At 64.2% G+C, this 26,040-nt stretch carries 22 protein-coding genes; 19 read left to right on the forward strand and 3 right to left on the reverse strand.

The features are described from left to right. The first annotated feature begins 2 nt into the window (after nt 1-2). From ACS5Q0_RS09875 to ACS5Q0_RS09950, 16 genes are all read left to right on the forward strand, one after another. A complete protein-coding gene (locus ACS5Q0_RS09875) occupies nt 3-1,145 on the forward strand; it encodes an FtsW/RodA/SpoVE family cell cycle protein (protein ID WP_473126450.1) in 1,143 nt (380 codons plus the stop codon). Next, a complete protein-coding gene (gene murG / locus ACS5Q0_RS09880; protein WP_473126451.1) occupies nt 1,142-2,263 on the forward strand; it encodes an undecaprenyldiphospho-muramoylpentapeptide beta-N-acetylglucosaminyltransferase in 1,122 nt (373 codons plus the stop codon). Before ACS5Q0_RS09875 ends, murG begins: the two co-directional genes overlap by 4 nt. Further along, nucleotides 2,260-3,675 (forward strand): UDP-N-acetylmuramate--L-alanine ligase, encoded by a 1,416-nt coding sequence (gene murC, locus ACS5Q0_RS09885; protein ID WP_473126452.1) that lies wholly within the window; start codon nt 2,260-2,262, stop codon nt 3,673-3,675. The genes murG and murC overlap by 4 nt, the downstream gene beginning before the upstream one ends. Then, nucleotides 3,672-4,595: a UDP-N-acetylmuramate dehydrogenase gene (murB, locus tag ACS5Q0_RS09890; RefSeq protein ID WP_473126453.1), complete on the forward strand. Its 924-nt coding sequence runs from the start codon at nt 3,672-3,674 to the stop codon at nt 4,593-4,595. Before murC ends, murB begins: the two co-directional genes overlap by 4 nt. Nucleotides 4,596-4,659: 64 nt before the next feature. After that, entirely contained in the window at nt 4,660-5,583 is a 924-nt protein-coding gene (locus ACS5Q0_RS09895) for a D-alanine--D-alanine ligase (RefSeq protein ID WP_473126454.1), read from the forward strand. Beyond that, nucleotides 5,550-6,512: a cell division protein FtsQ/DivIB gene (locus ACS5Q0_RS09900; protein WP_473126455.1), complete on the forward strand. Its 963-nt coding sequence runs from the start codon at nt 5,550-5,552 to the stop codon at nt 6,510-6,512. Before ACS5Q0_RS09895 ends, ACS5Q0_RS09900 begins: the two co-directional genes overlap by 34 nt. After that, nucleotides 6,509-7,831 carry a cell division protein FtsA gene (gene ftsA, locus ACS5Q0_RS09905; protein ID WP_473126456.1) on the forward strand — a complete coding sequence of 441 codons (1,323 nt, stop codon included), beginning with the start codon at nt 6,509-6,511 and terminating at the stop codon, nt 7,829-7,831. Before ACS5Q0_RS09900 ends, ftsA begins: the two co-directional genes overlap by 4 nt. 101 nt (nt 7,832-7,932) lie before the next feature. Beyond that, a complete protein-coding gene (gene ftsZ / locus ACS5Q0_RS09910; RefSeq protein ID WP_473126457.1) occupies nt 7,933-9,606 on the forward strand; it encodes a cell division protein FtsZ in 1,674 nt (557 codons plus the stop codon). A 266-nt stretch (nt 9,607-9,872) separates the two neighbouring features. Beyond that, on the forward strand, nt 9,873-10,817 hold the full coding sequence (gene lpxC / locus ACS5Q0_RS09915) for a UDP-3-O-acyl-N-acetylglucosamine deacetylase (protein ID WP_473126458.1): 945 nt from the start codon (nt 9,873-9,875) through the stop codon (nt 10,815-10,817). A gap of 177 nt (nt 10,818-10,994) precedes the next feature. After that, the gene (locus ACS5Q0_RS09920) at nt 10,995-11,891 is read left to right on the forward strand and encodes an outer membrane protein assembly factor BamD (protein ID WP_473126459.1); all 897 of its coding nucleotides are present in this window, start codon (nt 10,995-10,997) and stop codon (nt 11,889-11,891) included. A gap of 12 nt (nt 11,892-11,903) precedes the next feature. Continuing rightward, nucleotides 11,904-13,580, forward strand: coding sequence for a DNA repair protein RecN (gene recN, locus ACS5Q0_RS09925; RefSeq protein ID WP_473126460.1), 1,677 nt, complete (start codon nt 11,904-11,906; stop codon nt 13,578-13,580). 164 nt (nt 13,581-13,744) lie between these two features. Continuing rightward, entirely contained in the window at nt 13,745-14,950 is a 1,206-nt protein-coding gene (locus ACS5Q0_RS09930) for a multidrug effflux MFS transporter (protein WP_473126461.1), read from the forward strand. Nucleotides 14,951-15,031: 81 nt separating this feature from the next. Continuing rightward, a complete protein-coding gene (ligA, locus tag ACS5Q0_RS09935; RefSeq protein ID WP_473126462.1) occupies nt 15,032-17,191 on the forward strand; it encodes an NAD-dependent DNA ligase LigA in 2,160 nt (719 codons plus the stop codon). Nucleotides 17,192-17,238: 47 nt separating this feature from the next. Then, nucleotides 17,239-18,120, forward strand: a complete 882-nt coding sequence (locus tag ACS5Q0_RS09940; protein ID WP_473126463.1) for a helix-turn-helix transcriptional regulator — start codon at nt 17,239-17,241, stop codon at nt 18,118-18,120. 63 nt (nt 18,121-18,183) lie between these two features. Next, a complete protein-coding gene (locus ACS5Q0_RS09945) occupies nt 18,184-18,894 on the forward strand; it encodes an AzlC family ABC transporter permease (RefSeq protein ID WP_473126464.1) in 711 nt (236 codons plus the stop codon). Then, nucleotides 18,891-19,190 (forward strand): AzlD family protein, encoded by a 300-nt coding sequence (locus ACS5Q0_RS09950; RefSeq protein WP_473126465.1) that lies wholly within the window; start codon nt 18,891-18,893, stop codon nt 19,188-19,190. The genes ACS5Q0_RS09945 and ACS5Q0_RS09950 overlap by 4 nt, the downstream gene beginning before the upstream one ends. Here the strand turns inward: ACS5Q0_RS09950 and ACS5Q0_RS09955 are convergent. Beyond that, nucleotides 19,187-21,007, reverse strand: a complete 1,821-nt coding sequence (locus tag ACS5Q0_RS09955; protein ID WP_473126466.1) for an aminopeptidase P family protein — start codon at nt 21,005-21,007, stop codon at nt 19,187-19,189. The genes ACS5Q0_RS09950 and ACS5Q0_RS09955 overlap by 4 nt on opposite strands. A 294-nt stretch (nt 21,008-21,301) precedes the next feature. On the opposite strand from ACS5Q0_RS09955, the gene ACS5Q0_RS09960 reads away from it, so the two are divergent. Next, nucleotides 21,302-21,526: a hypothetical protein gene (locus tag ACS5Q0_RS09960; protein WP_473126467.1), complete on the forward strand. Its 225-nt coding sequence runs from the start codon at nt 21,302-21,304 to the stop codon at nt 21,524-21,526. A 149-nt stretch (nt 21,527-21,675) separates the two neighbouring features. Here the strand turns inward: ACS5Q0_RS09960 and ACS5Q0_RS09965 are convergent, their stop codons facing one another. Continuing rightward, nucleotides 21,676-22,596, reverse strand: coding sequence for a 50S ribosomal protein L11 methyltransferase (locus ACS5Q0_RS09965; protein ID WP_473126468.1), 921 nt, complete (start codon nt 22,594-22,596; stop codon nt 21,676-21,678). A gap of 143 nt (nt 22,597-22,739) precedes the next feature. On the opposite strand from ACS5Q0_RS09965, the gene ACS5Q0_RS09970 reads away from it, so the two are divergent. Beyond that, nucleotides 22,740-23,615 (forward strand): SDR family NAD(P)-dependent oxidoreductase, encoded by an 876-nt coding sequence (locus ACS5Q0_RS09970; protein ID WP_473126469.1) that lies wholly within the window; start codon nt 22,740-22,742, stop codon nt 23,613-23,615. A 33-nt stretch (nt 23,616-23,648) separates the two neighbouring features. Here the strand turns inward: ACS5Q0_RS09970 and ACS5Q0_RS09975 are convergent, their stop codons facing one another. After that, the gene (locus tag ACS5Q0_RS09975) at nt 23,649-24,920 is read right to left on the reverse strand and encodes a class I SAM-dependent methyltransferase (protein ID WP_473126470.1); all 1,272 of its coding nucleotides are present in this window, start codon (nt 24,918-24,920) and stop codon (nt 23,649-23,651) included. 207 nt (nt 24,921-25,127) lie between these two features. Between ACS5Q0_RS09975 and ACS5Q0_RS09980 the strand changes: the two genes are divergently transcribed. After that, nucleotides 25,128-26,039: a manganese catalase family protein gene (locus tag ACS5Q0_RS09980; protein WP_473126471.1), complete on the forward strand. Its 912-nt coding sequence runs from the start codon at nt 25,128-25,130 to the stop codon at nt 26,037-26,039. Nucleotide 26,040 lies beyond the last annotated feature (1 nt).

The raw sequence follows: 26,040 nt of genomic DNA on the forward strand, positions 1-26,040 counted from the left end.
GGATGGTATCGCGCGCGGAACGCTCGGCCTTCAGCGATTGGTGGTGGACGGTTGACCGGCTGCTCCTGGCCGCGCTCGCCGTTCTCATGCTGGCGGGCCTCGTCTTTCTCATGGCAGGCGGGCCGCCCGTCGCCGAGCGCCTCGGGCTGTCGACATTCCACTTCGTGAGCCGCCAGGTGATGTTCCTGGTTCCGGCGCTTCTGATCATGCTGCCGGTGTCGTTCCTGTCCCTGCGCCACATTCGCCGCTTGGCCCTGCTCGTCTATGCGGGCGGCATGGTGATGATCATGCTGGCCTTTCAGTTCGGGCCTGAAATCAAGGGCGCGCACCGCTGGATCATGATCGGCCCGCTCGGCGTTCAGCCGTCCGAGTTCGTGAAGCCCGCCTTCGTCGTGCTCGCGGCGTGGGCTTTCTCCGAGGGGGCGCGGCGCAAGGACATGCCGGGTGCATTGCTCGCGCTGATGATTCTTCCGGCGACGATCATCCCGCTCATCCTTCAGCCCGATTTCGGGCAGACCATGCTCGTCACCATCGTGTGGTGCGGCCTCTTCTTCGTCGCAGGCCTGCATTGGTTCTGGGTGATGGGCCTCGGTGGCGCAGGTCTTGTCGGCATCGTTGCCGCATACGAGTTCCTGCCGCACGTGCGTGCCCGTATCGAGCGGTTCCTCGACAAGGACTCCGGCGATACCTTTCAGGTCGACATGGCTATGGAATCATTCTCGCGCGGCGGCTGGCTCGGACGTGGGCCGGGTGAGGGGACGGTGAAGCGCATCCTGCCCGATGCGCATACCGACTTCATCTTCGCCGTGACGGCGGAAGAGTTCGGCATCATCGTGTGCCTCGGCTTGTTGCTGCTGTTCAGTTTCATCGTGCTGCGCGGTCTGATGCTCGCGCGCCGCAACGAGGATACCTTCTGCCGCCTCGCCTCCACGGGCCTCATCCTGATGTTCGGTCTCCAGGCCGCCATCAACATGATGGTGAACGTGCATCTCATGCCGGCCAAGGGCATGACGCTGCCTTTCATCTCCTACGGCGGTTCCTCGCTTATGTCCCTTGCACTCGGCATGGGTTTCCTCATCGCGCTCACCCGCCGCCGTCCGCGGGCGGAAATGATGGAGCACTTCAATCAGGATTGGCAGCGTTGACCGATAAGCCTCTCATCCTTCTGACCGCCGGCGGCACCGGGGGCCATCTCTTCCCTGCGGAGGCGCTCGCCAATGTGCTCAAAGCCTCGGGATGCCGGGTGGTGCTCGCGACCGACAAGCGCGCGAATGCCTATGCGGGCTCCTTCCCGGCGGATGAGATCGTCGAGATCCCGTCCGCGACTCCCTCGGGCCGCTCAGTGCCGAAGATGGCAAAGGCGGCGCTGCTGCTTGCGCAGGGCACGCTGAAGGCCATGGCGAACATCCGCCGCCTGAAGCCGGACGCGGTGGTCGGCTTCGGCGGTTACCCGACCGTACCGCCGGTCGTTGCCGGGTCGTTCCTCAAGGTTCCAACGGTGATTCACGAAGCCAACGGCGTGATGGGCCGTGCGAACCGGCTCCTTGCACGCCGTTCGTCGCTGATCGCGACAGGTTTCCACAATATCAAGGGTGTTCCGGCGAATGTGTCCGGCCGGGCGATCCACACCGGAAACCCGATTCGTCCGGCGGTGATCGAGGCGGCAAAGGGTGCCTATGTTCCTCTCGAGCCGAATGGAAAGATGCGCCTTCTCGTCGTCGGAGGCAGCCAGGGGGCGCGCGTGATGAGCGATATCGTTCCGCCCGCCATCGAGCTTCTGCCTCAGGATTTGCGGAATCGCCTCGTTATCACCCAGCAGGCGAGGGGAGAGGACCTGGAGCGGGTGCGGGCCCATTACCTGCGCCTCGGCGTGGAATTCGAGGCCGAGCCCTTCTTCACGGACCTGCCCAGGAGATTGGGCGACGCTCACCTCGTCATCGCCCGTTCCGGTGCTTCGACGGTGGCGGAGCTGGCGGCGGTCGGCCGTCCCTCGATCCTCGTGCCTCTGCCGGGCTCCCTTGATCAGGACCAGGCCGCCAACGCCAAAACCCTTGGAGACATTGGCGCTGCCATCGTTTGCCCACAAACGGAATTCACCCCTGAGCGCCTGGCGAACGAGATTCGTTCCTACTTCCAAGAGCCTGAAGGCTTGACCAAAGCCGCTGCCGCCGCACATAGCGCCAGCATCACGGATGCGGCCGAGCGTCTGGCTCATGCCGTCCTCGATCTGATACATATTAACAAGAACGGAATGCCTTCATGAAACTGCCGCCGAAGCTAGGTCCCATTCATTTCATCGGTATCGGCGGCATCGGCATGTCGGGAATCGCCGAGGTCATGCACAATCTGGGCTACACGGTTCAGGGTTCGGACGCGGCCGACAACTACAACGTGAAACGTTTGGCCGACAAGGGCATCAAGACCTTCATCGGTCACAGGGCCGAGAACGTCGATGACGCCGAGATCGTGGTGGTCTCCACCGCGATCAAGCGCGATAATCCGGAACTCGTCGTCGCCCGCGAAAAGCGCCTGCCGGTCGTGCGCCGCGCGGAAATGCTCGCAGAGCTCATGCGCTTCAAGTCCTGCGTCGCGGTGGCGGGAACCCACGGCAAGACCACCACCACCTCGCTGGTCGCGACGCTTCTCGATGCGGGCGGCCTCGACCCGACGGTCATCAACGGCGGCATCATCAATGCCTACGGCACCAATGCCCGCATGGGCGACGGTCAATGGATGGTGGTGGAGGCGGACGAATCCGACGGCACCTTCCTCAAACTGCCGGCGGATGTGGCCATCGTCACCAATATCGACGCCGAGCATCTCGACCATTTCGGCACCTATGATGCGATCAAGGACGCCTTCCGCTCCTTCATCGACTCGATCCCCTTCTACGGCTTCGCGGTGATGTGCATCGATCATCCCACCGTCCAGGATCTGGTCGGCCGTATCGAGGATCGCCGCATCATCACCTATGGCGAGAATCCGCAGGCGGACGTGCGCCTGATGGACGTGGATTCGCACGGCGGCCAGAACCGGTTCCGCGTGATGATCCGCGATCGCCGCCCCGGCTTCCGCCTCGAGCTCGAAGACCTCGTGCTTCCGATGCCCGGCGCGCACAACGCGCTCAACGCCACGGCGGCCATCGCCGTCGCGCATGAACTCGGCGTCTCGCCGGAGGCGATCCGCAAGGCGCTTGCGGGATTCGGCGGCGTGAAGCGCCGCTTCACGCGCACGGGCGAATGGAACGGCGTCGCCGTGTTTGACGATTATGGTCACCACCCCATCGAGATCGCGGCGGTGCTGAAAGCAGCCCGGGCATCGACGGACGGGCAGGTGATCGCCGTCGTGCAGCCGCACCGCTATTCGCGTCTGTCGTCCCTGTTCGATCAGTTCTGCACCTGCTTCAACGATGCGGATTCCGTCATCGTCGCGCCGGTCTATGCGGCAGGCGAGCAGCCGATCCCCGGGGCCGACCGCGACGCGCTCGTCTCCGGCCTCAAGGCGCGCGGTCATCGCAATGTGATGGCGCTTGAGAAATCGGAAGATCTCGCAGGGCTCATCAAGGGCGTCGCGAAGCCGGGCGATTACGTGCTCTGTCTCGGCGCCGGCAACATCACGCAATGGGCTTATGCGCTCCCGGGCGAACTCGAAGCGCTTGGCGAGAAGGCCGCTTGATGTTTGCGGACATCACTCCCGACCTGAAGTCGGCAATGCCCGAACTGCGCGGCAAGCTGGAGGCCAATGCGCTGACAGCGCCGCTGTCCTGGTTCCGCACCGGCGGTCCGGCCCAGGTGCTGTTCACGCCTTCGGATGAGGATGATCTCGCTTACTTCCTGCAACGGCTCGACCGTGAAATCCCGGTGCTCGTCGTGGGATTGGGCTCGAACATGCTCATCCGCGACGGCGGCTGGGAAGGAGCCGTGATCCGCTTGGGCAAAGGCTTCGCCGAGGTTGCGGTTGAACCCGACCTGCGCGTTCGTGCCGGTGCCGCCGCGCCCGACGTGAAGGTGGCCCGCGCCGCCGCCGAAGCGGGCATCGCGGGCCTCTCGTTCCTGCGCGGCATTCCCGGCACGATCGGCGGGGCGCTGCGCATGAACGGCGGCGCCTATGGGGGAGAGACCAAAGACGTGCTCGTCGAGGCGAGGGGCGTAACCCGCAGCGGCGAACTCGTGTCCTTCACCAATGCGCAGATGGGCTTCACCTATCGCCATTCGAGCGTGCCGGACGATGTGATCTTCACCGAAGCCCTGTTCGAGGGCCGTCCCGGACATCCGGAAGAGATTCTGGCCGAGATGAACGCCATCACCGAGGCGCGCTCCTCCACGCAGCCGGTCAACACCCGCACGGGCGGTTCGACCTTCAAGAATCCTCCCGGCCGGAAAGCCTGGGAGCTGGTCGATGCCGCGGGTTGCCGCGGACTGCGCATCGGCGATGCGCAGGTCTCCGAGATGCATTGCAACTTCCTGATCAACCATGGCTCCGCATCGGCGACCGATATCGAGAACCTCGGGGAGGAGGTCCGCCGACGTGTCCGCGACATGTCAGGCGTTGAGCTCGAATGGGAGATCAAGCGGGTCGGTCTCGCCCGGGGCTAAAACCGAATCACTTTGTTAACGCTCGGCTGCTTCACTGAAGCGCCCGCAGTTGAAGGAGCATGTTATGGCCAAGCACGTTGCCGTTCTTTATGGCGGCTGGTCCGCGGAGCGCGAGGTGAGCTTGGCCACCGGCAGAGCCTGCTGCAAGGCGCTGGAAGGGCAGGGATATCGGGTCACCCCCATCGACGTGCAGCCGGATATCGCGACCGTCCTTCAGGCCACCGCGCCAGATGTCGTGTTCAACGCCCTCCATGGCCGCGTCGGCGAGGATGGCACCATCCAGGGCCTCCTGGAAATTTTGAGGATTCCCTATACCCATTCCGGCGTCCTCGCCTCGGCGCTCGCCATGCAGAAGGACAAGGCCAAAGTGGTCATGGCGGCGGCCGGGGTGCCGGTGCCGCAAGGAAAAGTTGTTAACAGATTAGAGGCGGCCAAAAGCAACGTTCTGCCGGCCCCCTATGTGATCAAACCGGTGAGCGAGGGCTCTTCCGTGGGGGTCATCATCGTCCGGGAAGACCGCTCCCATCCGCCTCAGGAACTGCTCAGGGAAGACTGGGCCTTCGGCGAGCAAGTCCTTGTAGAATCTTATGTTGCGGGCCGTGAGCTGACCTGCGCGGTCATGGGCGACAGGGCGCTGGGCGTGATCGACATCCGCCCTGCGACCGGCGTCTTCTATGACTATGACGCAAAGTACGTGAAGGGGGGCTCCATTCACGTACTCCCGGCAGAAATTAAACCGAATATTTACCAAAAGGTCCAAGAGTTGGCGTTAACGGCGCATCAAGCGCTCGGCTGCAGGGGAATCAGCCGCGCCGACTTGCGGTACGACGACACACCCGGTGGAACCGGGGAACTCGTGGTCCTGGAGGTCAACACGCAACCCGGCATGACCGAGACGAGCTTGGTGCCAGAAATCGCAGCCCATGCGGGCTACAGTTTTGGCGAGCTTGTGCAATGGATGGTGGAGGACGCTACCTGCAATCGATGACGGCCTATCCGGCCGGCGTTGTTGCGACGCGCGCTGCCTCCAACAGGCAGTCCCCCCGAATCAAGAAATTCTTCGGCTCCTCGCAGAGCGTCCGGCGTCGGTCCGCCGGCGCTCCGCTCGAGAAGCGGATCCCTCGTTATCTGGGGACCTGGCTGACGCTCGGCTTCCTTTCGGGCGTCGTGACCCTCGGTCTCTGGCAGGGCGGTCATCTCGATAGCTTCATCCGTGATCACGGCCAGCCGCATCACGCCCTGGCGCGGGCGCTCGGGCTGGGGCTCGAGAGCATCACGATTTCGGGGATCTCGCAGATGCGTGAGACCGAGGTTCTGGCGGCTGCTGGTCTCAACTCCAGGCTGGCGCTGGTCTTTCTCGACGTGAACGAGCTGCGCGAGCGTCTCGAACGCGTCCCGATGATCGAGAGCGCCACGGTGCGCAAACTCTATCCAAACGAGCTCGTGATCACACTCACAGAGCGTCAGCCCTATGCCATCTGGCAGAACAACGGCGAGCTCTTCATCATCGCTGCCGATGGAACGGTCATCGACCTCATGCAGGACGAGCGCCTCATCAACCTGCCTTTCATCGTGGGTGAGGGTGCCAATACCCGCAGCAAGGAATATCTCGCGCTTCTCGATGCGGCCGGCCCGCTGAAGGAGCGCATTCGCGCCGGCACGCTCGTCGCGGGACGTCGCTGGACCCTGAAGATGGACAACGGCATGGACGTGCGCCTGCCCGAGAAGGGAGCTGCCGATTCGCTGGCTCGTCTCGTGAAGCTCGAGAACGAGCAGAAGATTTTGGAAAAGGACGTGCTCGCGATCGATCTGCGCATGGCAGACCGCGTCGTGGTCCGTCTCACGGAGGAGGCGGCTCTGGCCCGCGCCGAGTCGCTGAAGAAGAAACCGATGCGCGGCAAGGGGGTCGACACATGAGTCTCTCGGGTCACGGGCTAACGCCGCGCCTCAAGCCTTTGTCCGCGCGCAAAAGCGCCATTCTCTCGGTCCTGGATATCGGAACGAGCAAGGTGGTCTGCGTCGTGGCGGAGCTGAAGCCGGCCGATGAGGTCGAGTCGCTGCGCAGCCGCACCCATGTGGCGCGCATCCTCGGCATCGGCCATCAGCGCTCCGCCGGCTTGAAGGGCGGCGTCGTCGTTGATTTGGAAGCAGCCGAAACATGCATTCGTCAGGCCGTTCACGCGGCGGAGCGGATGGCGAAGGTGGAAATTCAATCGGTGATCGTGAACCTCACCGGCGGCCGTCTCGCCTCCGAGCATTTCGAGGCGCATGTCCCGGTGCGCGGCGCGGTTAACGATGGCGACGTCCATCGCGTGCTCGACGCGGCGTCCTCTTACGATCTGCGTCGCGGCCGGGCGGTTCTTCATGCGTTGCCGACAGGCTTCTCGCTCGATGCGCAGAACCACATCGTCGATCCCGCCGGCATGATCGGCGAACAGCTCGGTGTCGATCTGCACGTGGTCACCACGGAGGCCGCTGCCGCACGCAACCTGATGCTGGCGGTCGAGCGATGCCATCTCGGAGTGGAGGCGGTGATCGCCTCTCCGTATGCCTCGGGTTTGTCGGCCCTTGTGGACGACGAAGCCGACATGGGCTGCGCCGTCGTCGATATGGGTGCGGGCACCACGAGCGTGGGCATTTTCTCCAACGGGCATCTCGTGCATACGGATGCCATCGCCGTCGGCGGTCACCACGTGACGATGGATATCGCGCGCGGTCTCACGACCCGCGTCTCCGCTGCCGAGCGGCTCAAGACTCTCTACGGCTCCGCAATCACGTCGAGCGCGGATGACCGGGACATGATCGCTGTGCCGCAGGTCGATGAGGACGAACGTGACGTTCCGAACCATCTGCCGAAGTCGCACCTCGTTCGCATCATCAAGCCGCGTGTCGAGGAAATCCTCGAACTCGTGCGCGACCGCCTGAAGAGCGCGGGCTTCGCAGCCCAGGCCGGACGGCGCGTCGTGCTGACGGGCGGCGCAAGCCAGCTCGTCGGGCTGCCGGAAACGGCACGCCGCATTCTGCAGGGTCAGGTTCGTGTCGGGCGTCCGCTCGGCATCAAGGGCCTGCCCGAGGCGGCGAAGGGCCCCGCCTTTTCGGCGGTGGTCGGACTCCTGGTCTATCCCCAGGTGGCGCATATCGAGTATTTCGAGCCGCGTTCGAGCGGCTTGTTTCAGAGTACGGGAACCGACGGCTACTTCTCGCGGGTGAGCCGGTGGATTCGCGATAGTTTTTAAAGCGTAACGCGGTGACGCGGCGGGTCATCGCGGGAGTTCAGTCAACAAGGGTAAGCGTCGGCCAAACGCTATCAGTCTAAAGGGCCAAAGAGGCACAGGTCATGGCAATCAATCAGCAAGCTCCGGACATCCGGGAACTCAAGCCGCACATCACAGTCTTCGGTGTCGGCGGCGCCGGCGGCAACGCCGTGAATAACATGATCGAGTCCGGTCTGGAGGGCGTCGAGTTCGTAGTGTCGAACACCGACGCGCAGGCGCTGGCCTCCTCCAAGGCCCAGCGCGTGATCCAGATGGGCATCCAGGTCACGGAAGGTCTCGGTGCGGGCTCGCAGCCGGAAGTCGGCCGCGCAGCCGCTGAAGAGGTGATCGACGAGATCCGCGATCAGCTCGCCGGTTCCCACATGGTGTTCATCACCGCTGGCATGGGTGGTGGCACCGGCACGGGCGCGGCCCCGGTCGTGGCCCGCGCCGCCCGCGAACTTGGTATACTGACTGTCGGCGTCGTCACGAAGCCGTTCCAGTTCGAGGGCGTGCGCCGCATGCGTCTGGCTGAAGCGGGAATCGCCGAACTGCAGCAGGCCGTCGACACTCTCATCGTCATCCCGAACCAGAACCTCTTCCGCGTCGCCACCGAGAAGACAACCTTCGCGGACGCCTTCGCGATGGCCGACCAGGTGCTCTATTCGGGCGTGGCCTGCATCACCGACCTCATGGTGAAGGAAGGCCTCATCAACCTCGACTTCGCCGACGTGCGCTCGGTGATGCGCGGCATGGGCAAGGCCATGATGGGCACGGGCGAGGCGTCCGGCGAGAAGCGCGCGATCCGCGCCGCCGAGGCCGCCATTGCCAACCCGCTCCTCGACGACGTGTCGATGAAGGGCGCTCGCGGCCTGCTGATCTCGATCACGGGCGGCAACGACCTCACCCTCTACGAACTCGACGAGGCTGCCACCCGCATCCGTGAGGAAGTGGACCAGGATGCCAACATCATCCTCGGCGCGACCTTCGACGAGAGCCTCGAGGGCATCATCCGGGTGTCCGTGGTCGCCACCGGCATCGATCACGCTCTGCTGGAGAATTCGGGCGATCTCACTGCCACCGAGCAGAGGATCTCCGAGGTGGCTGAGCGCCTGCGCGCCGAGGCCCGGGCTCGCGCCACCCACACCCAGGCCGTGCCGGGCGCTCGCGCCACTGCCCAGGCCGAGCCGGTGAAGGCTCATCAGGTCATGGCCGAGACGCACCCGGTCCTGACCCAGGCTCCTGCCGCCGCTCCCCGCCCGGCCGAGCCGGCTCCGCAGCCGATGGTCCGCGACGACGTGGTCCTGACGCCCGCTCAGCCCAAGCCCGCCATGGTCTATGAGACTCCGGCTCCCCAGCAGCCCGTCTATGACGAGCCGGCCACGGACGAGACCTTCATCCCGCCGCAGGCCGAGCGCGCCATGCGTCCGGCGCGGATGCCGCGGATCGACGAGCTGCCGCTTCCGGCCCAGAATCAGATTCGCGCCAGCCGTGGCGAGATTGATCCGGTTCAGGAGCACAAGCCGTCCCTGATCCAGCGTCTGGCCACGATGGGCTTCGGCCGTCGCGAAGAGGCTCAGCATGCGCCTGCGGAGCCCGCTCCGCGTCAGGAGGCTCCGCGTCAGCAGATGTCTCCGGTTCACGCGGAGTACGCCCGGCGTCCGGCTCCCCAGGCCCAGCGCCCCGCTCCGGCTCAGCGGGGCATGGAGGATGATCAGCTGGAGATTCCCGCCTTCCTCCGCCGCCAGGCCAACTAAGCCCGATTGAATCGTTACAAGAAAAGGCCCCGGTTGCCCGCGCAACCGGGGCCTTTTTCGTAAAGCCCTTAATTAACAAAGGGTTAAGAATTGTCGAGTTTGTAACAGATCGTAAGAAAGCGTGATTTGGCCTAGCCTGAGCGGGAGCCTATGTTGCCCTTGTCGAAAGGGCGGAGTCCACTTCGATCCCGCCAGTCAAACAGTTACAGCGAACGCATCGCGCAGCGGATCTCACAAGCGGCGATCAAGTTCGAGGTTCAAAGATAATGAAGCAAAGCCATCAAACCACGCTCCGCGCCGCCGTTACGCTCGTAGGCATCGGCGTCCATTCCGGGGATGAGGTGAAGATGATCCTCCACCCGGCGGAGGTGAATCATGGCATTGCCTTCCTGCGCACCGGCCTGCCGGGCGGCCTGGACCGCCTCATCGATGCCCGTCATCTCGCGGTGACGGCCACCGAGCTTTGCACCGTGATCGGAGATCGCGAGAGCGGAGCCGTGGCGACCATCGAGCATCTGATGGCGGCCCTGACCGGCCTCGGCATCGATAACGTGCTCGTCGAGATCGACGGGCCGGAAGTGCCGATTCTCGACGGCAGTTCGGGGCCTTTCATCGATGCCATCGACCAGGTCGGTATCGTCGCTCAGAGCGCGACGCGCCGTTACCTCAAGGTTCTCAAGCCGGTCCGGGTGACCCAGGGCAAGGCTTTTGCGGAGCTCTTCCCGAACGAGCGCGCCTTCCGCCTGGACGTGGAGATCGACTTCCCGACCCCGGTGATCGGCCGCCAGCGCAAGGCCGTCGATCTTTCGCCTTCCGTGTTTCGCCGTGAAATTTCCCGCGCCCGTACCTTCGGCTTCATGCGCGACGTGGAGAAGCTCTGGGGGGCCGGGTTCGCCCTTGGCGCTTCGCTCGAGAACACCGTAGCCATCGGCGACGACGGCATCATGAATCCGGAGGGGCTGCGCTACAGCGACGAGTTCGTTCGTCACAAGCTGCTCGATGCGGTCGGCGACCTCTCTCTCGCCGGTCTTCCGCTGCTCGGGACCTATCGGTCCTATTGCGGGGGGCATCGCCTGAACTTTTCCGTGCTGGAGGCTCTGTTCTCGAGCCGTTCGAACTACGCCATCGTGGATGCCGTGCTGCGTCGCGAGCCCGGCTATGCGGAAGTCGGCAGCGCGGCGATGGCTGCTTTCGCTCCCGAGATCCATTAAGACTTTCCTGACGAAGTCGCATCGAGCGCCTTTTGGCCGCATGATTTCGCGCGGCTTTGCCCCATCCATGTGGGTAAAGCCTCTCGGATGGGGTTGGCTGTTGCCCCCTGCATAGGTTAAAGAACCTCAGTGCATCGTTAAAAATCACCGGGCACGGATTTTGGAGGACCGCGAGGCATGTCTTTCGCGAAGGTTTACGTGAGTTTGAGGGCCGCCGCCGGGCGCACGCTGTTGGTTGGTGCGTGCGGATTGGCGCTCGCCGGCTGCGATACGCTGTCGTCAATCAACCCCTTCGACAAGAGCGATGCCTACAAGCCGGAGATCGTCGCGGACGTTCCGGCCGAAGAGATCTACAATGACGGTCTCGCACGGATCCAGAAGAAGGATTACGAAGGCGCCGCCAAGAAATTCAACAGCCTCGACCGCCAATACCCTTATTCCGAGTGGGCGCGCAAAGGGCTGATCATGGAGGCCTACGCCAACTACGAGGGCGGCCTGTACGAAGAGGCGATCACCGCCTCCAAGCGCTACCTGCAGCAGCATCCGAATACGCCGGATGCGGCTTATGCCCAGTACCTGATGGCGTCGTCCTACTACGATCAAATCCCGGATATCACCCGTGACCAGGCTGCCTCCGAGCGCGCCATCGCCTCACTGCAGGACCTGGTCCAGCGTTATCCTCAATCCGAATACGTGGCCGACGCGAAGAAGAAGATCCAGGTCGCCAGCGACCAGCTCGCCGGCAAGGAGATGGAGGTCGGTCGCTTCTATCTGCAGAAGCGCAATTATTCCGGTGCCATCAACCGGTTCCGCACCGTGGTTTCGCGCTACCAGACGACCCGTCACACGGAAGAGGCGCTCGAGCGTCTCACCGAGGCCTATATGGCCATGGGCATCGTCAGCGAGGCGCAGACCGCCGCCGCCGTTCTCGGCCATAACTTCCCTGACAGTCCTTGGTACAAGGACGCCTATGCCCTGCTGACCAAGGGCGGCGTTGAGCCGCGCGAGGATTCCCAGTCCTGGATCAGCAAGGCCTTCCGTGGCGTTCCCCAGGTCGGTCAGCGGGCGGGGTAAGCCTCACTTTCCATGCTGATCCAGCTGGCGATACGCGACATCGTCCTGATCGACAGGCTAGAGCTCCTCTTCCATGAGGGGCTCTCCGTCCTTACGGGTGAAACGGGCGCGGGCAAATCCATTCTGCTCGATGCTTTTGCTCTGGCCCTCGGCGGGCGCGGCGACGGAAGTCTCGTTCGCCACGGCGAGTCCCAGGGACAGGTCACGGCCGTCTTCGACTGCCCGATGGATCATCCCGCCCGTCGCATCGCGCGCGAGGCGGAAATCGATGTGGACGGGGACCTGATCCTGCGCCGTGTCCAGGTGGCGGACGGGCGCACTCGCGCGTTCGTCAATGATCAGCCGGTCAGCGTGCAGGTGCTCAAGGCCATCGGCGCGACATTGGTCGAGATTCACGGCCAGCATGACGACCGCGCCCTCGTCGATCCCGTCAGCCACCGGGCAATTCTCGATGCTTTCGGCGGCCTTTCCGGCGAATTGCAGGCGGTCGGCGAAGCAGCCCGACGCGTGCGGGAAGCCCGTACGGCCCTCCAGGAGCATCGCAGCCGCATCCAAAAGGCCCGCAAGGAAGCCGATTTCCTCCGCCATGCGGTGGAGGAACTGACCACGCTCAACCCTCAGGCGGGGGAGGAGGAGGCCCTGGCGGAGCGCCGGGTCGTGATGATGCAGTCGGAGAAGGTCGCTCAGGACCTCAACGAGGCCTTCGAGGCCGTCGCGGGCAATTCGTCCCCGATCCCGGAGCTCTCGGCTGCCGTGCGCAAGCTCGAACGGCGCAGCGCCCAGGCTCCGGCTCTCGTGGAGCCATCCGTCAAGGCCCTCGATGCGGCGCTGGTCGCCATCGATGAGGCCCGCGCCACCCTGGAAGAGGCGATCCGCGCCACCGAATACGATCCTCGCGAACTTGAGCAGACCGAGGAACGTCTCTTCGCGCTCCGGGCCGCCGCCCGCAAATACGATGTGCCGGCCGACGAATTGGCTGCCCTGAGGCAGCGCTATGAAGGCGATGTGGCGGCGATCGACGCGGGCGAGGAGCAACTTGCCGCCTTGGAAAAGGCCCTGAAGGAGGCTGACCGAGCCTATCTCGCTGCCGCCAGGAAACTGTCGGAGGGACGCGGGAAGGCCGCGCAGGCACTCGATGCGGCCGTGCAGGCCGAACTGCCGCCCCTGAAGCTGGAGCGCGCCCGCTTCATCACGAACATCCAGACCGACGAGGACAGCCGCGATCCTGCCGGATTCGAGCGCGTGGAGTTCTGGGCGCAGACCAACCCCGGCACCCGTCCTGGCCCGCTCATGAAGGTGGCGTCCGGCGGCGAGCTCTCCCGCTTCATGCTGGCGCTCAAGGTGGTGCTGGCGGACAAGGGCTCCGCCCCGACCCTGGTTTTCGACGAAATCGACACCGGCGTCGGCGGTGCGGTGGCGGATGCCATCGGCCAGCGCCTCGCGCGCCTGGCCAAGCGCGTTCAGGTCATGGCCGTGACTCATGCTCCGCAGGTCGCAGCCCGGGCTTCGAGCCATTTCCTCATCGCCAAGGAAGGCATCGTCGGCGCCGAGGACCGCGTCGCGACCCGGGTCATCCCCCTAGATGCGGCTCCCCGCCGGGAGGAGATCGCCCGCATGCTCGCCGGCGCAACGATCACCGAGGAAGCCCGCGCCGCCGCCGCCCGCCTGCTGGAAGCGGCCGCGCATTGAGGACGGCACCGGCGAAGCGACGCCGGGCTCTTGTCGTCCTGCCGGGGAGAGCCGGCTAACGAGTTGATAAGAAATTAGGGCGCAAACAGGAGGCTCACTTAAGGTCAGGCTCCATGAGCCGGCTCGGACCTTCACTCCTCATCCTTTGGCAAGGCTTCATCCTTGTGAGGCACAGTCCCTTTTCTGTAGGCGAGACGAAGCGCAAGCCCGCTCTCTGGCTTCTGGTGCTGATCACGTTCACAGGCACCCTGGCGATGCACATGTTCGTGCCGGCGCTCCCGATTGCGGCCCAGGATCTGGGCGCGAGCTTCGCCGCCATGCAGATGACCATCAGCCTCTACATTCTCGGCCTTGCCTTCGGTCAGCTCGTCTACGGACCCCTGTCCGATTGTTTCGGGCGCCGGCCGATCCTCATGGTGGGGCTCGTCCTCTATACGGCGTCCGGAATTGCCGCGGGCCTCGCACCCGGTGTTTATGCCCTGATCGCTGCGCGGCTCTTCCAGGCGCTCGGCGGCTGCGCCGGGCTGGTTCTGGGGCGGGCCATGGTGCGGGACATTTCGGGGCCCGAGGCTGCCGCCCGGCAGCTCGCGGTGATGAACCTGATCGTGGTCGTCGGGCCGGCTCTCGCGCCCCTCTTCGGCGGCCTTCTGGCTTCGAGCTTCGGCTGGCGTTCCATCTTCCTGCTGCTCGTCGTGCTGGGGGCCACGAACATCCTGTGCGCATGGCGGCTGCTGCCGGAAACCGGGCCACGATCCGGCACGATCAGCGCCGTGTCCCTCGCGCGCGATTACAAGGGGCTATTGGGCTCACGCTCTTTCCTCGGCTATGCGGTCGGCGGAAGCTGCGCGACGACGTCGAGCTATGCCTTTATCGCGGCGAGCCCCTTCATTTTCGAGGAGCTGGGTCGCCCTGCGCATGACGTCGGGATCGCGCTCGGATTGCTGGCGGTGGGCGCTTCCATCGGCAGCGCCCTTGCGAGCCGCCTCATCGGGCGGGTGAGGATGGAGCATCTGATGATCGGGGCCAATGCGCTGAGCACCTGCGCGGCGTTGGTGCTCCTCGGGCTCGTTTTGCTGGGGACGGTGGATGCGTTCTCCATGATCGGGCTGATGGTCCTGTTCACGATCGGTGCCGGTCTGTCGAGTCCCGCCGCTCTGACCAAGGCCGTGAGCGTCAATCCGCGGATGATCGGCTCGGCGTCGGGCCTTTACGGGTTCTCGCAGATGGCGGTCGGAGCCGTCTGCACCTCCCTGTCCGGCTTAGGGCCAGACCCGGCGCTTGCCGCCGCGGGCGTTCTAGCCGTAGCCGGGGTGATCAGCCAGGCCGCCTTCTGGATTGCCTTGCGGCAGGAGGGGACCTTCAAGGTTTAGCTTGAGCCTTCGTGTCTCTGGCCCCCTGGAGAGTCGCGGCCAAGGCGCTATGGTTCATCTCACACCAACCTCGATTCGATCATGTCCGCAAAACACGCTCCCGCCTTGAAGCCCGTCGATGAACTGACACTCCCGGAAGCCCGTGCCGAGCACGAGGCTCTGGGGCGCGAAATCGCGGAGCACGATCGACGCTATTACGAGGAAGACGCGCCCACGGTCTCGGACGCGGAATACGATGCCCTGCGCAAGCGCTACGAGGCTCTGGAAGGGCTGTTTCCCGAACTCAAGACCTCCGAGAGCCTGACGCAGAAGGTGGGCGCCAAGGCGTCGGAGAAATTCGCCAAGATCCGGCATCGCGTGCCGATGCTCTCGCTGGCCAACGGGTTCGCCGACGAGGAGGTGGAGGAGTTCGTCGAACGCATTCGCCGCTTCCTGCAATGGAAGGCCGATGCGCCATTGGTGTTCACGGCGGAGCCCAAGATCGACGGCCTTTCGCTGAGCATCCGCTATGAGAAGGGAAGGCTCGTGACGGCAGCCACCCGGGGCGATGGCACCGAAGGCGAGGATGTGACCAACAATGCCCGCACGGTCGGAGACATTCCGCACGTGCTGAAGGGCAAGAACATCCCTGACGTGTTCGAGGTCCGCGGCGAGGTCTATCTCTCCCACAAGGATTTCGCGGCCATCAACGAGCGGCAGGAGGCTGCGGGTAAACCCGTCTTCGCCAATCCCCGCAACGCGGCAGCCGGCAGCCTGCGCCAGCTCGATCCAAAGATCACGGCTTCGCGTCCGTTATGCTTCTTCGCCTATGCCTGGGGTGAGGTGAGTGCGATGCCCGCCGATACGCAGTACGGCATGATGGAAGCGCTGAGAGGCTTCGGCTTCAAGGTGAACCCGATCACGCGCCGCTGCTCCAGCGTCGCGGAAATGCTCGAGCATTACCATGCCATCGAAACCGATCGCGCCAATCTCGGTTACGACATCGACGGCGTCGTCTACAAAGTCGACGATCTTGCTCTCCAGCAGCGTCTCGGCTTCGTGTCCCGTTCGCCGCGCTGGGCGCTCGCGCACAAGTTTCCCGCGCAGAAAGCGGTGACCGTGCTGGAGGACATCGAGATCAATGTGGGGCGCACGGGCTCGCTCAATCCGATCGCGCGTCTGCGCCCGGTGACGGTGGGCGGCGTCGTGGTCTCGAACGCCACCTTGCACAACGAGGATTACATCAAGGGCATCGGCGGAAACGGCGAGAAGATCCGCAACGGCGTCGATATCCGCATCGGCGATACGGTCATCATCAATCGTGCGGGCGACGTGATCCCGAAGGTGCTCGATGTGGTGCTGGAGAAGCGGCCCGCTGACGCGAAGCCTTACGAGTTTCCAACCCATTGCCCGGCCTGCGGCAGTCACGCGGTGCGCGAGGTCAATCCGCGCACGGGCAAGGAGGATGCGGTGCGCCGTTGCACGGGCGGCCTCATCTGCCCGGCGCAGGCGCGCGAGCGCCTGAAGCATTTCGTGTCGCGCAACGCCTTCGACATCGAGGGCATGGGCGAGCAGCGCATCGACGAGTTCTATGAAGAAGGTCTGGTGCGGCGCCCGCAGGACATCTTCACGCTGGCGGAGCGCAACGCGCGCGGCCTCAAGCGACTGGAGAACCGGGAGGGCTGGGGCGAGACGAGCGTGCGCAATCTCTTCGCAGCCATCGAGGCGCGGCGCTCGATCGCTTTCAACCGCTTCGTCTTCGCCCTCGGCATTCCGCATGTGGGCGAAACCTCCGCGCGCCTGCTCGCCCGGCATTTCGGCACTTTCGAGTCCTTGCGCGAGGCGGCGAAGGCCGCAGCGGATCCGGCTTCGGAAGCCCATGCGGAACTCACCGCCATCGGTGGAATCGGCCCCGTGGTCGCCGAGGCCATCGTCGAGTTTTTCAAGGAGGAGCACAACGAGGAGATGCTCGATGCGCTACTGGCGCAGGTAAGTGTCGAGGTCATGGAAGCGCCTGCAAGCATCAGCTCGCCCGTTGCAGGCAAGACGGTGGTCTTCACCGGCTCCCTCGAGCAGATGACCCGCGAGGAGGCGAAAGCCATGGCCGAGCGTCTCGGCGCCAAGGTCGCGGGTTCGGTATCCAAGAAAACCGACATCGTGGTCGCCGGCCCCGGAGCCGGGTCGAAGCTCGCCAAAGCGGCCGAACTCGGCGTGCAGGTCATGGACGAGGACGGCTGGTTCGCTCTCGTGGGGCGGGGATGAGACTCCCGTCCAAGACGTGAGCCCGCCGATATGGCATGATCGGCGGCATGACGGTGATCGCTCCTGAGCTTTCGATCGATCCGGACCATAGGGTAGCGGGCGATGTGACGCATTTCTGGCGGGTGTCGCGGCTGCGTGGCCTGGAGTGCCTGCGCGCGACCTTCCGACGACATTCCTATGCTCGCCACACTCATGAAACCTACGCCATCGCGGCCATCCTGGCAGGATGCGAAACCTTCTTTCACCGCGGCGAGCAGCGCTATGCCCCCGCCGGCAGCATCGCCGTCGTCTGTCCGGATGAAATCCATGACGGTGAGCCTTACGGGGAGGGGTTCGTCTATCGGACCTTCTATCCGTCGCCCGAGCTGATGAAGGAGATTGCCGAGGACGTCGCTGAACGGCCGCTGCCGCACGCCCCCTGGTTCCGCCATTCCGTGATCCACGACCCCGAACTTGCCCTCACGCTTGCCCGGCTTCTCGCCTGCCTGGGGCAGGAGGGAGTCCACACGTCCGAGCTTGAGCAGGATACGCGCCTCATCGCCTTCCTGACCAGGCTGATCGCCCGCTGGGCCGATCTCGATGGACTTCCGCCTGTGCGCTACGCGTCGAGGGATATGACGCAGGTGACCGATTATCTGGAGGCTCATTTCGACGGTGAGGTCGATTTGACAGAGCTCGCCCGGCTTGCGGGACTGTCGCGAAGCCATTTCATCCGGGCCTTCACCAGGGAAACAGGCCTGACGCCCCATGCCTATCTCATGGACCGGCGCTTCAGGGCGGCAAGCCGCCTGTTGGCGAAAGGCGAGCCCCCGGGCGATGTGGCCGTGGCCTGTGGGTTCTTCGACCAGAGCCATCTCAACCGGGTCTTCAAGGCGCGGATGGGCGTGACCCCGGGAGCCTATCGCCAAGGCGCTTGCGGCCGGGCGTGAACCGCAATTTCATCCAAGACGCTTCCTCATCTCCGTCTCATATGAGAGGGAACGAGGATGACCATGGATCAACCCACCCCATTTTTCCCCACGTACAAGCGTGAGATCCGCGCGGGCCTGCGCGATATCGCTCCCGTGGCCGTTGCCGCGGTTCCCATCGGCCTTCTCTTCGGCGCGATCGCCGCGGCCAAGGGGCTGTCGGCGCTCGAAGTCGCGTTGATGTCCGCCTTCGTCTATGCGGGCGGAGCGCAATTCGCCGTCATCGAGGCGTGGGCGCATCCTGTGCCGATTGCGGCTCTCACCTTCGCGACCTTGCTCATCAACGCCCGCCACGTGCTGATGGGAGCCTCGCTCGGGCCGAAGGTCCATCTCTCCGGAATTCAGCGATTCTCGGCCTTCTTCTTTCTGACGGACGAGGCGTGGGCCCTGTCGGAGCGCCGGGCCCTCGAACGGCCCGTCACCGGCGCCTATTGGGCAGCGATGGCCCTCGTCCTCTGGGCGAACTGGACCGTATCGACGACAGTTGGCGCCGTGCTCGGCTCCTTCATGGGGGATCCCGCGCGCATCGGCGCGGACTTCGCCTTCACGGCTCTCTTCATCGGCCTGGTTGCCGGTTTCGGGCGCAGCCGCGTGACCCTGGTGACGGTGGGCGTCAGCGCGGCTGTCGCGGCTCTCGTCCATCATTTCGTCGGAGCGCCATGGCACGTGGCCTCAGGCGCGCTGGCAGGCATCGCTGCGGCCTATCTCACGGCCTCCAGGGAGGTGCAGTCATGAGCCTCGACACGATGACCCTTCTCACCATCGTGGCCATGGCCGTGGTGACATATCTCACGCGCATCGCGGGACTTTTCGTGGCTGACCGTCTCGTGCTCACCGGACGCGCCAAGGCGGCCTTCGACGCGATCCCGCCCGCGGTGCTGGTCTCCGTGATCGCGCCGACAGCGCTGACGACCGGGTGGGCGGAGGCGATTGCCGCCGCCATCACCGCCATTGTCGCGTTCCGATTGCCGCTTCTGGCGACAATCGCCGTCGGTGTCGTGTCCGTCGTGGTGCTGCGCAGCCTGATCTAGCCGATGGGGCGGGTCGCGTCCTCGAGCCAGCTCCGTGTCTCGGCATCGAGAAGCGGGCCGATCTTCTCACGCACCTTGGCGTGGTAGTCGTTGAGCCATGCAATCTCGTCCGCATTCATTAGAGCGGGCTCGACGAGCCGCAGATCGATGGGCGTGAAGGTCAGGGTCTCGAAGCCCATCATCTCGCGGTCGCCGCCGGGAATCGTGCGCGGCTCCACGAGAATCAGGTTCTCGATGCGGATGCCGTAGGCGCCCCGCTTGTAGAAGCCCGGCTCGTTGGACAGCATCATGCCGATCTCCAGCGGCGTCGTCCCGGTCTTAGCGATGCGCTGCGGGCCTTCGTGCACGGAGAGATAGCTCCCGATGCCGTGGCCGGTGCCGTGATCGAAGTCGAGACCCGCATCCCACAGCGGCTTGCGGGCGAAGGAGTCGATCTGCGCGCCCGTGGTGCCCTTCGGAAAGACCGCGCGCGCGATCGCGATGTGCCCCTGCAGCACGCGGGTGAAGCGATCCTTCATCTCGGCCGTCGGCTGGCCCACGATGATCGTACGCGTGATGTCCGTGGTGCCGTCCTCATATTGCGCGCCGGAATCGATCAGAAAGATCTGGTCTTTCTCGATCCTGCGATTGCTCGAAGCGGTCACCCGGTAATGGGGCAGGGCCGCATTGGGGCCCGCGCCGGAAATGCTCGGGAACGAGATGTTCTTCAGCGCTCCCGTCTCAATGCGGAAGGCTTCCAAGGCCTCGACCGCGTCGATTTCTGTGAGCTGCCCCTTCGGTGCCTCACGGTCGAGCCACGCGAGGAAGCGGGCGACCGCAACGCCGTCGCGTAAGTGAGCCGCATGCGAGCCCGCAATCTCGGCCTTGTTCTTCACCGCCTTCATGAGCGCGATGGGGTCTGCCCCCACATCCACCGTGCCCCCGGCGGCTTCGATGCGGCGGATCAGGGCAACTGCGCCCGTCGCCGAATCGATGCGCACCTTGCCGCCTTTCTGGCCGAGAGCGTCCAGGGCGCTCTGGAAGGAGGCGATCGGGGCAAACTCCGCGAGATCGCCCACTGCGGCTCCGGCTTCGTTGGTGATCTTCGCGGGGTCGAAGAACAGGCTCGCGCGGCCTTGCCTCGGCAGAATCGCATAGCCGAGCGGCAATGGCGTGTGGCCGACATCACCGCCACGCAGGTTGAAGGCCCAGGCGAGGTTGTGCGGGTCGGAAATCACGAGCGCCTCGAGCTTGGCCTCCGCCATCTTCTTCCGGACCCGTTCCAGCTTCGATTCGGCCGTCTCGCCAGCATAGTCGAGCGGATGGGGGCGGACCGGCGCCTGGGGCGGGGCAGGGCGGTCGATCCAGATCACGTCGACCAGATTGATGTCGACGGGTGAGAGAGAGCCCCCGGCGCATGCCACCGCCTGTTCCAGGCGTTTGAGGCTGTCGCTCGTGTGGAGCCAGGGATCGTAGGCGAGCGTGCCGCCTTCAGGCAGATTCGCGGCGATCCAGTCTTCCGCCGACATGTCGGCGAGCTGTACCGGGGCGATCACGGAGGTGTCGAGCTGCTCGGCGGCCTGGACCGTATAGCGCCCATCGACCACGAGAGCGGCCTTGTCCTGCAGGATGACGGCCGTGCCCGCCGATCCGGTAAAGCCGGTAAGCCAAGCCAGGCGCTCGGCGCTCTTGGGCACGTATTCTCCCTGGTGCTCGTCGGCCCGGGGCACGATGAAGCCGTCGAAGCCCCGCCGGATCAGCTCGGCACGCAGCTTGGCAATATGGGCAGGCCCCTGGGAGGGGGAGGTCGTATCGTCGAAGAATTGAAACTGAGCCATCCGAGCAGCACCGGAAATGCGAAATGAGGAAGGCAGCACGCTATGCCGGAGCGGGATGCCCTGCAACCGCGACGCTGCCGATGGAAATGCATATGCCGCAGGCGATTTGCCTGTCTATGGGGCGTGATCTGCCCGTGAGAGGGCATCGTCTGATTGTGCGGTGCAAAAGGCGCATGGCTCGCATGCAGGCGGGCCGTCTACTACTAAAGTCGAGTATGGCTTACATATACCGTAACAAGAACAGAGGAACGCTGATCTGAAGGGTCTCAACACCAATCCGTTGGAGATGAGCCCATGAATACAGCCACTTTAGCGCCCGTCTATGCCGGTCGGATCCAGACCCCGTCCACGTTTTCGCTGATCGTCAGGAATGTCGTGAACGCTCTTGCCGAGAGCCGTTCCCGGAGCGCCGCGCGCCAGCTGCGCCGACACGAAGCTCTGATGGCGGATTTGAGCCGCAGACAGGAGCACACCGCAGGCTTCTTGATGCAGAGCAATGATCTGCCGTTCAAGATCTGAGACAAGAGTTTTACTGAAGAAAGAAGAGACAAGCCATGTTGATCGTTGCCGCCATGAAAGCCATCCGCGAGATCGTCGCCGATACCATCAAGCTCCGCCGCGAGCTGGCGAAGCGTTATCCCGGCGTTCTCGTCGAGTAAGCCTTAACGTCAGTGGCGGGGTTGCGGACGCGCGCTGCCCCGCTTCAGCACGAGGGCAGCCCAGCCTTCGAGATCATACCGCCGCTGAAGATACCAGCCCTGATGCGCATAAGCCGACAGCACGCCGGGAACGTCATGGGCGAGGAGCCCTGACAGGATCAGCGTCCCGTCGTTGCTCGCCACACGCGCCAGCGAGGGCGCCAGAATCCGCAGGGGCCTTGCCAGGATGTTGGCGAAGACCAAGTCGAAATGGCCCGTCCGGTCGGCTTCCGGGCTGCGCGTGCCGGGTCCTACATAGAGTTTCATCCACGGCCCGATGCCGTTGAGCCGCGCATTCTCCTTCGCGACGCGCACCGCTTCCGGATCGATATCGCCCGCGACCACGGGGCGCTTGAGAACCTTGGCCGCGGCAAAGGCCAGAATGCCGGTGCCGGTTCCCACATCCAGCACGTGGCGGGGCGTGCGGATCTTCAGTTCGTCCGCGAACGCCTTCAGACATCCCAGCGTCGTACCATGATGACCCGTGCCGAAGGCAAGGCCCGCCTCGATCTCGATGGCAAGGTCGTTGCTCCGGCGCTGCTCCCGGTCATGGGAGCCGTGAACCAGGATGCGTCCGGCCCGTACGGGCTTCAGCCCTTCGAGGGACGTCTTCACCCAATCCTTCTGCTCCAGAGGCAGGAACACACCCTTGTCGGCTTCTGCTCCGACAACGGGACGAACGAGGTCGCGGATGGCGGTCTCGTTGGGCTCGTGGGCAAAATAGGCCTCGAGCAGCCAGGGGCCGTCCTCCGTCGTCTCGAAGGCGGCGACGGCCGTTTCGACCGGATCGAAAATCTCTCCGATCAGATCCGTCATGGCGCGCGCGGAGCGCTCGTCCGTGGTAATCCGGAAGACATGGGTAGGGCGATTGGGATGCAGACCTTCAAGCATGGGGCTGCTCTAGCACCCCCTGTGTCATGCCTCAAGCGACCATGGCGGCGCAGGAACCGGAACTGCCCGGAGTCACGCCCGTTTTGCAAACGCCAAATCCCTCATGTGCTTGCAATGGCGGGTGCGCCCCGCAGGAGATCCCCATGTCCGGACGCCTTTTCGATAAGGTCGCCATCATCACCGGTGCCGGCACCGGGATCGGTGAGGCCATCGCGCTCAAATTCGCCCGCGAGGGCGCGCGCCTTCTCCTCGTCGGCCTGCCCGACGATCCCGTCGAGGACGTGGCCGGGCTCATCATCGGGGCAGGGGGCTTCGCGGAGGTTTACCTTGGCGATATCGCCGAGGAGCATCACGCTCAAGCTGCCGTCGAGGCCTGCGTGAGCGCCTATGGACGCATCGACGTGCTCGTCAACAATGCGGGCGTGTTCCTGGCCGTCGCGGAGACACAGGACTATCCCATCGACAAGTTCGACGAGACCTTCCGCTCCAACGTGCGCTCGGTCTTCCTGATGACGAAATTCGCCCTGCCTCACCTGCAGGAGACGCACGGCAACATCATCGCCACTGGCTCCGAAGCCGGCATGCTCGGCCATCCCAAGAACACGCCTTATGGAGGCACGAAGGCCTTCATCCATTCCTTCGTTCGCGGCGTCGCGGCCGAGCAGGTGCCGTACGGCGTGCGCGCGAACTGCGTCTGCCCGGGGCCGATCGATACGGCCTGGACGCGCAAGTCGAGCGGTCCGATGGATGCGGAACTGGCCACCATGATCACGCAGGCGACCCCCATGGGCCGGCCTGGCACGCCGGAGGAGGTGGCGAACGTGTTCTGCTTCCTGGCCTCGGACGAGGCGAGCTTCGTCACCGGCGCGCTCTACGCGGTCGATGGCGGCATCACGATTTCCAAGGGCCCCGTGGGAGCCAAGGCATCCTCCCACTTCAAAACGCAGCCGAAGGGCACGCTGCCGACGCGCCATTCCCACGATGGGTTGAAGAACAAGGACTACGAGACGCTGACCTGATGCCACGATCCTGACGGGCGCCGACGCCGGAGATCAGACCGGCGTCAGCTCTCTTGCGGCGTCGAGAACCTTGAGGCGTTCCTTTTCCTTCGCCATGTAGGCGCGCTGCGTGTCGGTGACGTAATCGCGTACAATGGGTGCGGCATCGCGCTTGCGGGCGAGCTGCATATGGAAGACGAGTTGGCTGCCCGTGGTGAACATCGTCTCGGCGCTGATGAGATAGAACTCGAACATTCGGCAGAAGCGCTCGTCGTACATAGCCGCGATCGTCTCGCGGTTGGCTTCGAAACGCCTGTGCCAATGGTTGAGGGTCTTCGCGTAATGCAGGCGCAGGAACTCAAGGTCGGTGACCCAGAGGCTGTTCTGCTCCACCACAGGAAAGACCTCCGACAGGGCCGGGGAATACGCGCCGGGGAAGATGTATTTCCGCAGCCACGGGCTTGCGGTTCCGGGCGGGCTCATCTTGCCGATGGAGTGCAGCACCATCAGGCCGTCATCGTCGAGAAGCGCGTTGATCTTGGCGAAGAACTCGCCGTAATGGTGCACGCCCACATGCTCGAACATGCCGACCGACACGATGCGGTCGAAGCGTCTGTCCATCTTGCGGTAGTCGAGAAGCTCGAAGCGCACGCGATGGGACAGTCCTGCGCGCCGCGCCTTCTCGTTGGAGAGTTCGAACTGCTCCTTCGAAAGCGTTACCCCGGTGACGTCCACATCCTCCATAGCCGCGAGATAGAGCGCCAGGTCGCCCCATCCGCTGCCGATGTCGAGAATCTTGAGGCCGGGCTTCAGCTGCAGTTTCGCTGCTATCAGACGAAGCTTGTTCTGCTGAGCCTCTTCCAGCGTGTCGTCATCGTTGATGAAATAGGCGCAGGAATACTGCATGCCCTTGTCCAGGAAGAGCTTGTAGAAGTCGTTTCCGAGATCGTAATGATGCGCGACGTTCTGCTGCGCCTTGCCGACCGGGTTGGCCTGCTGAAACCGCTTCACGGTGCGGGAGATCCGCTTGAGCACGTTTTGAAGCGGATAATTGGCCAGGGTCGAGCGGTTCTGGGAGAAGAGATTCAGGAAGTCCCGTAAAGTGGAGCCTTCCTCAAAGCTCATGCGGCCGTCCATATAGGCCTCGCCCGCATGCAGCTCCGGATTGAGGAAGAGCTTGTGATAAAGCGAGCGGTCCGTGAGCCGCATAGTGACGTTCAGGCCCGGCTTCGTTCCGCCGAAGACATGCACACCGCCATCCGCGTCGATGACCTTCAGCGTCCCCGTTCGCACGAAGGACCTCAACATGTGGGACAGGGGGAACATGAGAACCTCTCTCGACCATACCCGTGCGGGGCGAATGGTTCCACAGTTACCCACCTGAAGCTAGAGGTTAAATGCGGATCGGAACTAGTCTAAAGTAAGGGGTCTTGGCCCAAAAATCGGGAACAACCGCAAATCGCTCTTGTTGGAAGGCTGACTCTTCATCCGAGGGACGGAGTCGCCACCCCCAATCCAGACAGGAGCAAGCCGATGTTCTTCCGTCAGCGGCAATTGGCCTATCAAGCCAAGCCCGAGAGGCCCGATCCTCTCTTCGCCAAGATGCTTCAGGAGCCCCTCGGCGGCCAATGGGGCGAGATCAGCGTCATGATGACCTATCTCTTCCAAGGCTGGAATTGCCGCGGCCCGCAGAAGTACAAGGACATGATCATGGATATCGGGACCGAGGAGATCGGTCACGTGGAGATGCTCGCCACCATGATCGCGCGCCTGCTCGAAACCTCGCCCGTCGAGCAGCAGGAAGACATGGCGAAGAACTCGATCGTCGGCGCAGTGATGGGCGGCGCCCGTGTGGAAGACGCCATCGTGGCCGGCATGAACCCGCAGCACATGATCGTCTCCGGTTTGGGAGTGCGCCCGTCGGACAGCATCGGCAATCCGTGGACCTCCGCCTATACGATCGCAAGCGGCAATCTGCTCGCGGACTTTCGCTTCAACGTGACGGCCGAAAGCCAGGGCCGGCTTCAGGTGAGCCGCCTCTACAACATGACGAACGATTCTGGAGTGAGGGACATGCTCTCGTTCCTCATCGCCCGCGATACCATGCTCTCGTTCCTCATCGCCCGCGATACCATGCACCAGAACCAATGGCTCGCCGCGATCAAGGAATTGGAGGAGGACGGACTCGAAATGACCCCGGTACCTTCGAACTTCCCGCAGAATCTCGAGAAGAGCGAAGTCGCCTATCAGTTCCTCAATCATTCGGAAGGCATGGAAAGCCAGGACGGCCGTTGGGCAAGGGGCCCCTCGCCGGATGGCAAAGGGCAGTTCAGCTATGTGGATCGTCCCCCGGCCTACACCGAGGACGAGGGCCAGCTCAGCCAAGTCGATCCGCGCGTCTATGGCACGCCCGCCATGCCGGTGCCGCCCGCTGCCGCGGAGTGAC

This window comes from Microvirga sp. HS2, from assembly GCF_055792805.1.

Coding starts and splice junctions, on each gene's coding strand:
- ACS5Q0_RS09875 (WP_473126450.1), top strand. CDS start 3: ATGGTATCGCGCGCGGAACGCTCGGCCTTCAGCGATTGGTGGTGGACG.
- murC (WP_473126452.1), top strand. CDS start 2,260: ATGAAACTGCCGCCGAAGCTAGGTCCCATTCATTTCATCGGTATCGGC.
- ACS5Q0_RS09895 (WP_473126454.1), top strand. CDS start 4,660: ATGGCCAAGCACGTTGCCGTTCTTTATGGCGGCTGGTCCGCGGAGCGC.
- ACS5Q0_RS09900 (WP_473126455.1), top strand. CDS start 5,550: ATGGATGGTGGAGGACGCTACCTGCAATCGATGACGGCCTATCCGGCC.
- ftsA (WP_473126456.1), top strand. CDS start 6,509: ATGAGTCTCTCGGGTCACGGGCTAACGCCGCGCCTCAAGCCTTTGTCC.
- ftsZ (WP_473126457.1), top strand. CDS start 7,933: ATGGCAATCAATCAGCAAGCTCCGGACATCCGGGAACTCAAGCCGCAC.
- lpxC (WP_473126458.1), top strand. CDS start 9,873: ATGAAGCAAAGCCATCAAACCACGCTCCGCGCCGCCGTTACGCTCGTA.
- ACS5Q0_RS09920 (WP_473126459.1), top strand. CDS start 10,995: ATGTCTTTCGCGAAGGTTTACGTGAGTTTGAGGGCCGCCGCCGGGCGC.
- recN (WP_473126460.1), top strand. CDS start 11,904: ATGCTGATCCAGCTGGCGATACGCGACATCGTCCTGATCGACAGGCTA.
- ligA (WP_473126462.1), top strand. CDS start 15,032: ATGTCCGCAAAACACGCTCCCGCCTTGAAGCCCGTCGATGAACTGACA.
- ACS5Q0_RS09940 (WP_473126463.1), top strand. CDS start 17,239: ATGACGGTGATCGCTCCTGAGCTTTCGATCGATCCGGACCATAGGGTA.
- ACS5Q0_RS09945 (WP_473126464.1), top strand. CDS start 18,184: ATGGATCAACCCACCCCATTTTTCCCCACGTACAAGCGTGAGATCCGC.
- ACS5Q0_RS09950 (WP_473126465.1), top strand. CDS start 18,891: ATGAGCCTCGACACGATGACCCTTCTCACCATCGTGGCCATGGCCGTG.
- ACS5Q0_RS09955 (WP_473126466.1), bottom strand. CDS start 21,007: ATGGCTCAGTTTCAATTCTTCGACGATACGACCTCCCCCTCCCAGGGG.
- ACS5Q0_RS09960 (WP_473126467.1), top strand. CDS start 21,302: ATGAATACAGCCACTTTAGCGCCCGTCTATGCCGGTCGGATCCAGACC.
- ACS5Q0_RS09965 (WP_473126468.1), bottom strand. CDS start 22,596: ATGCTTGAAGGTCTGCATCCCAATCGCCCTACCCATGTCTTCCGGATT.
- ACS5Q0_RS09970 (WP_473126469.1), top strand. CDS start 22,740: ATGTCCGGACGCCTTTTCGATAAGGTCGCCATCATCACCGGTGCCGGC.
- ACS5Q0_RS09975 (WP_473126470.1), bottom strand. CDS start 24,920: ATGTTCCCCCTGTCCCACATGTTGAGGTCCTTCGTGCGAACGGGGACG.
- ACS5Q0_RS09980 (WP_473126471.1), top strand. CDS start 25,128: ATGTTCTTCCGTCAGCGGCAATTGGCCTATCAAGCCAAGCCCGAGAGG.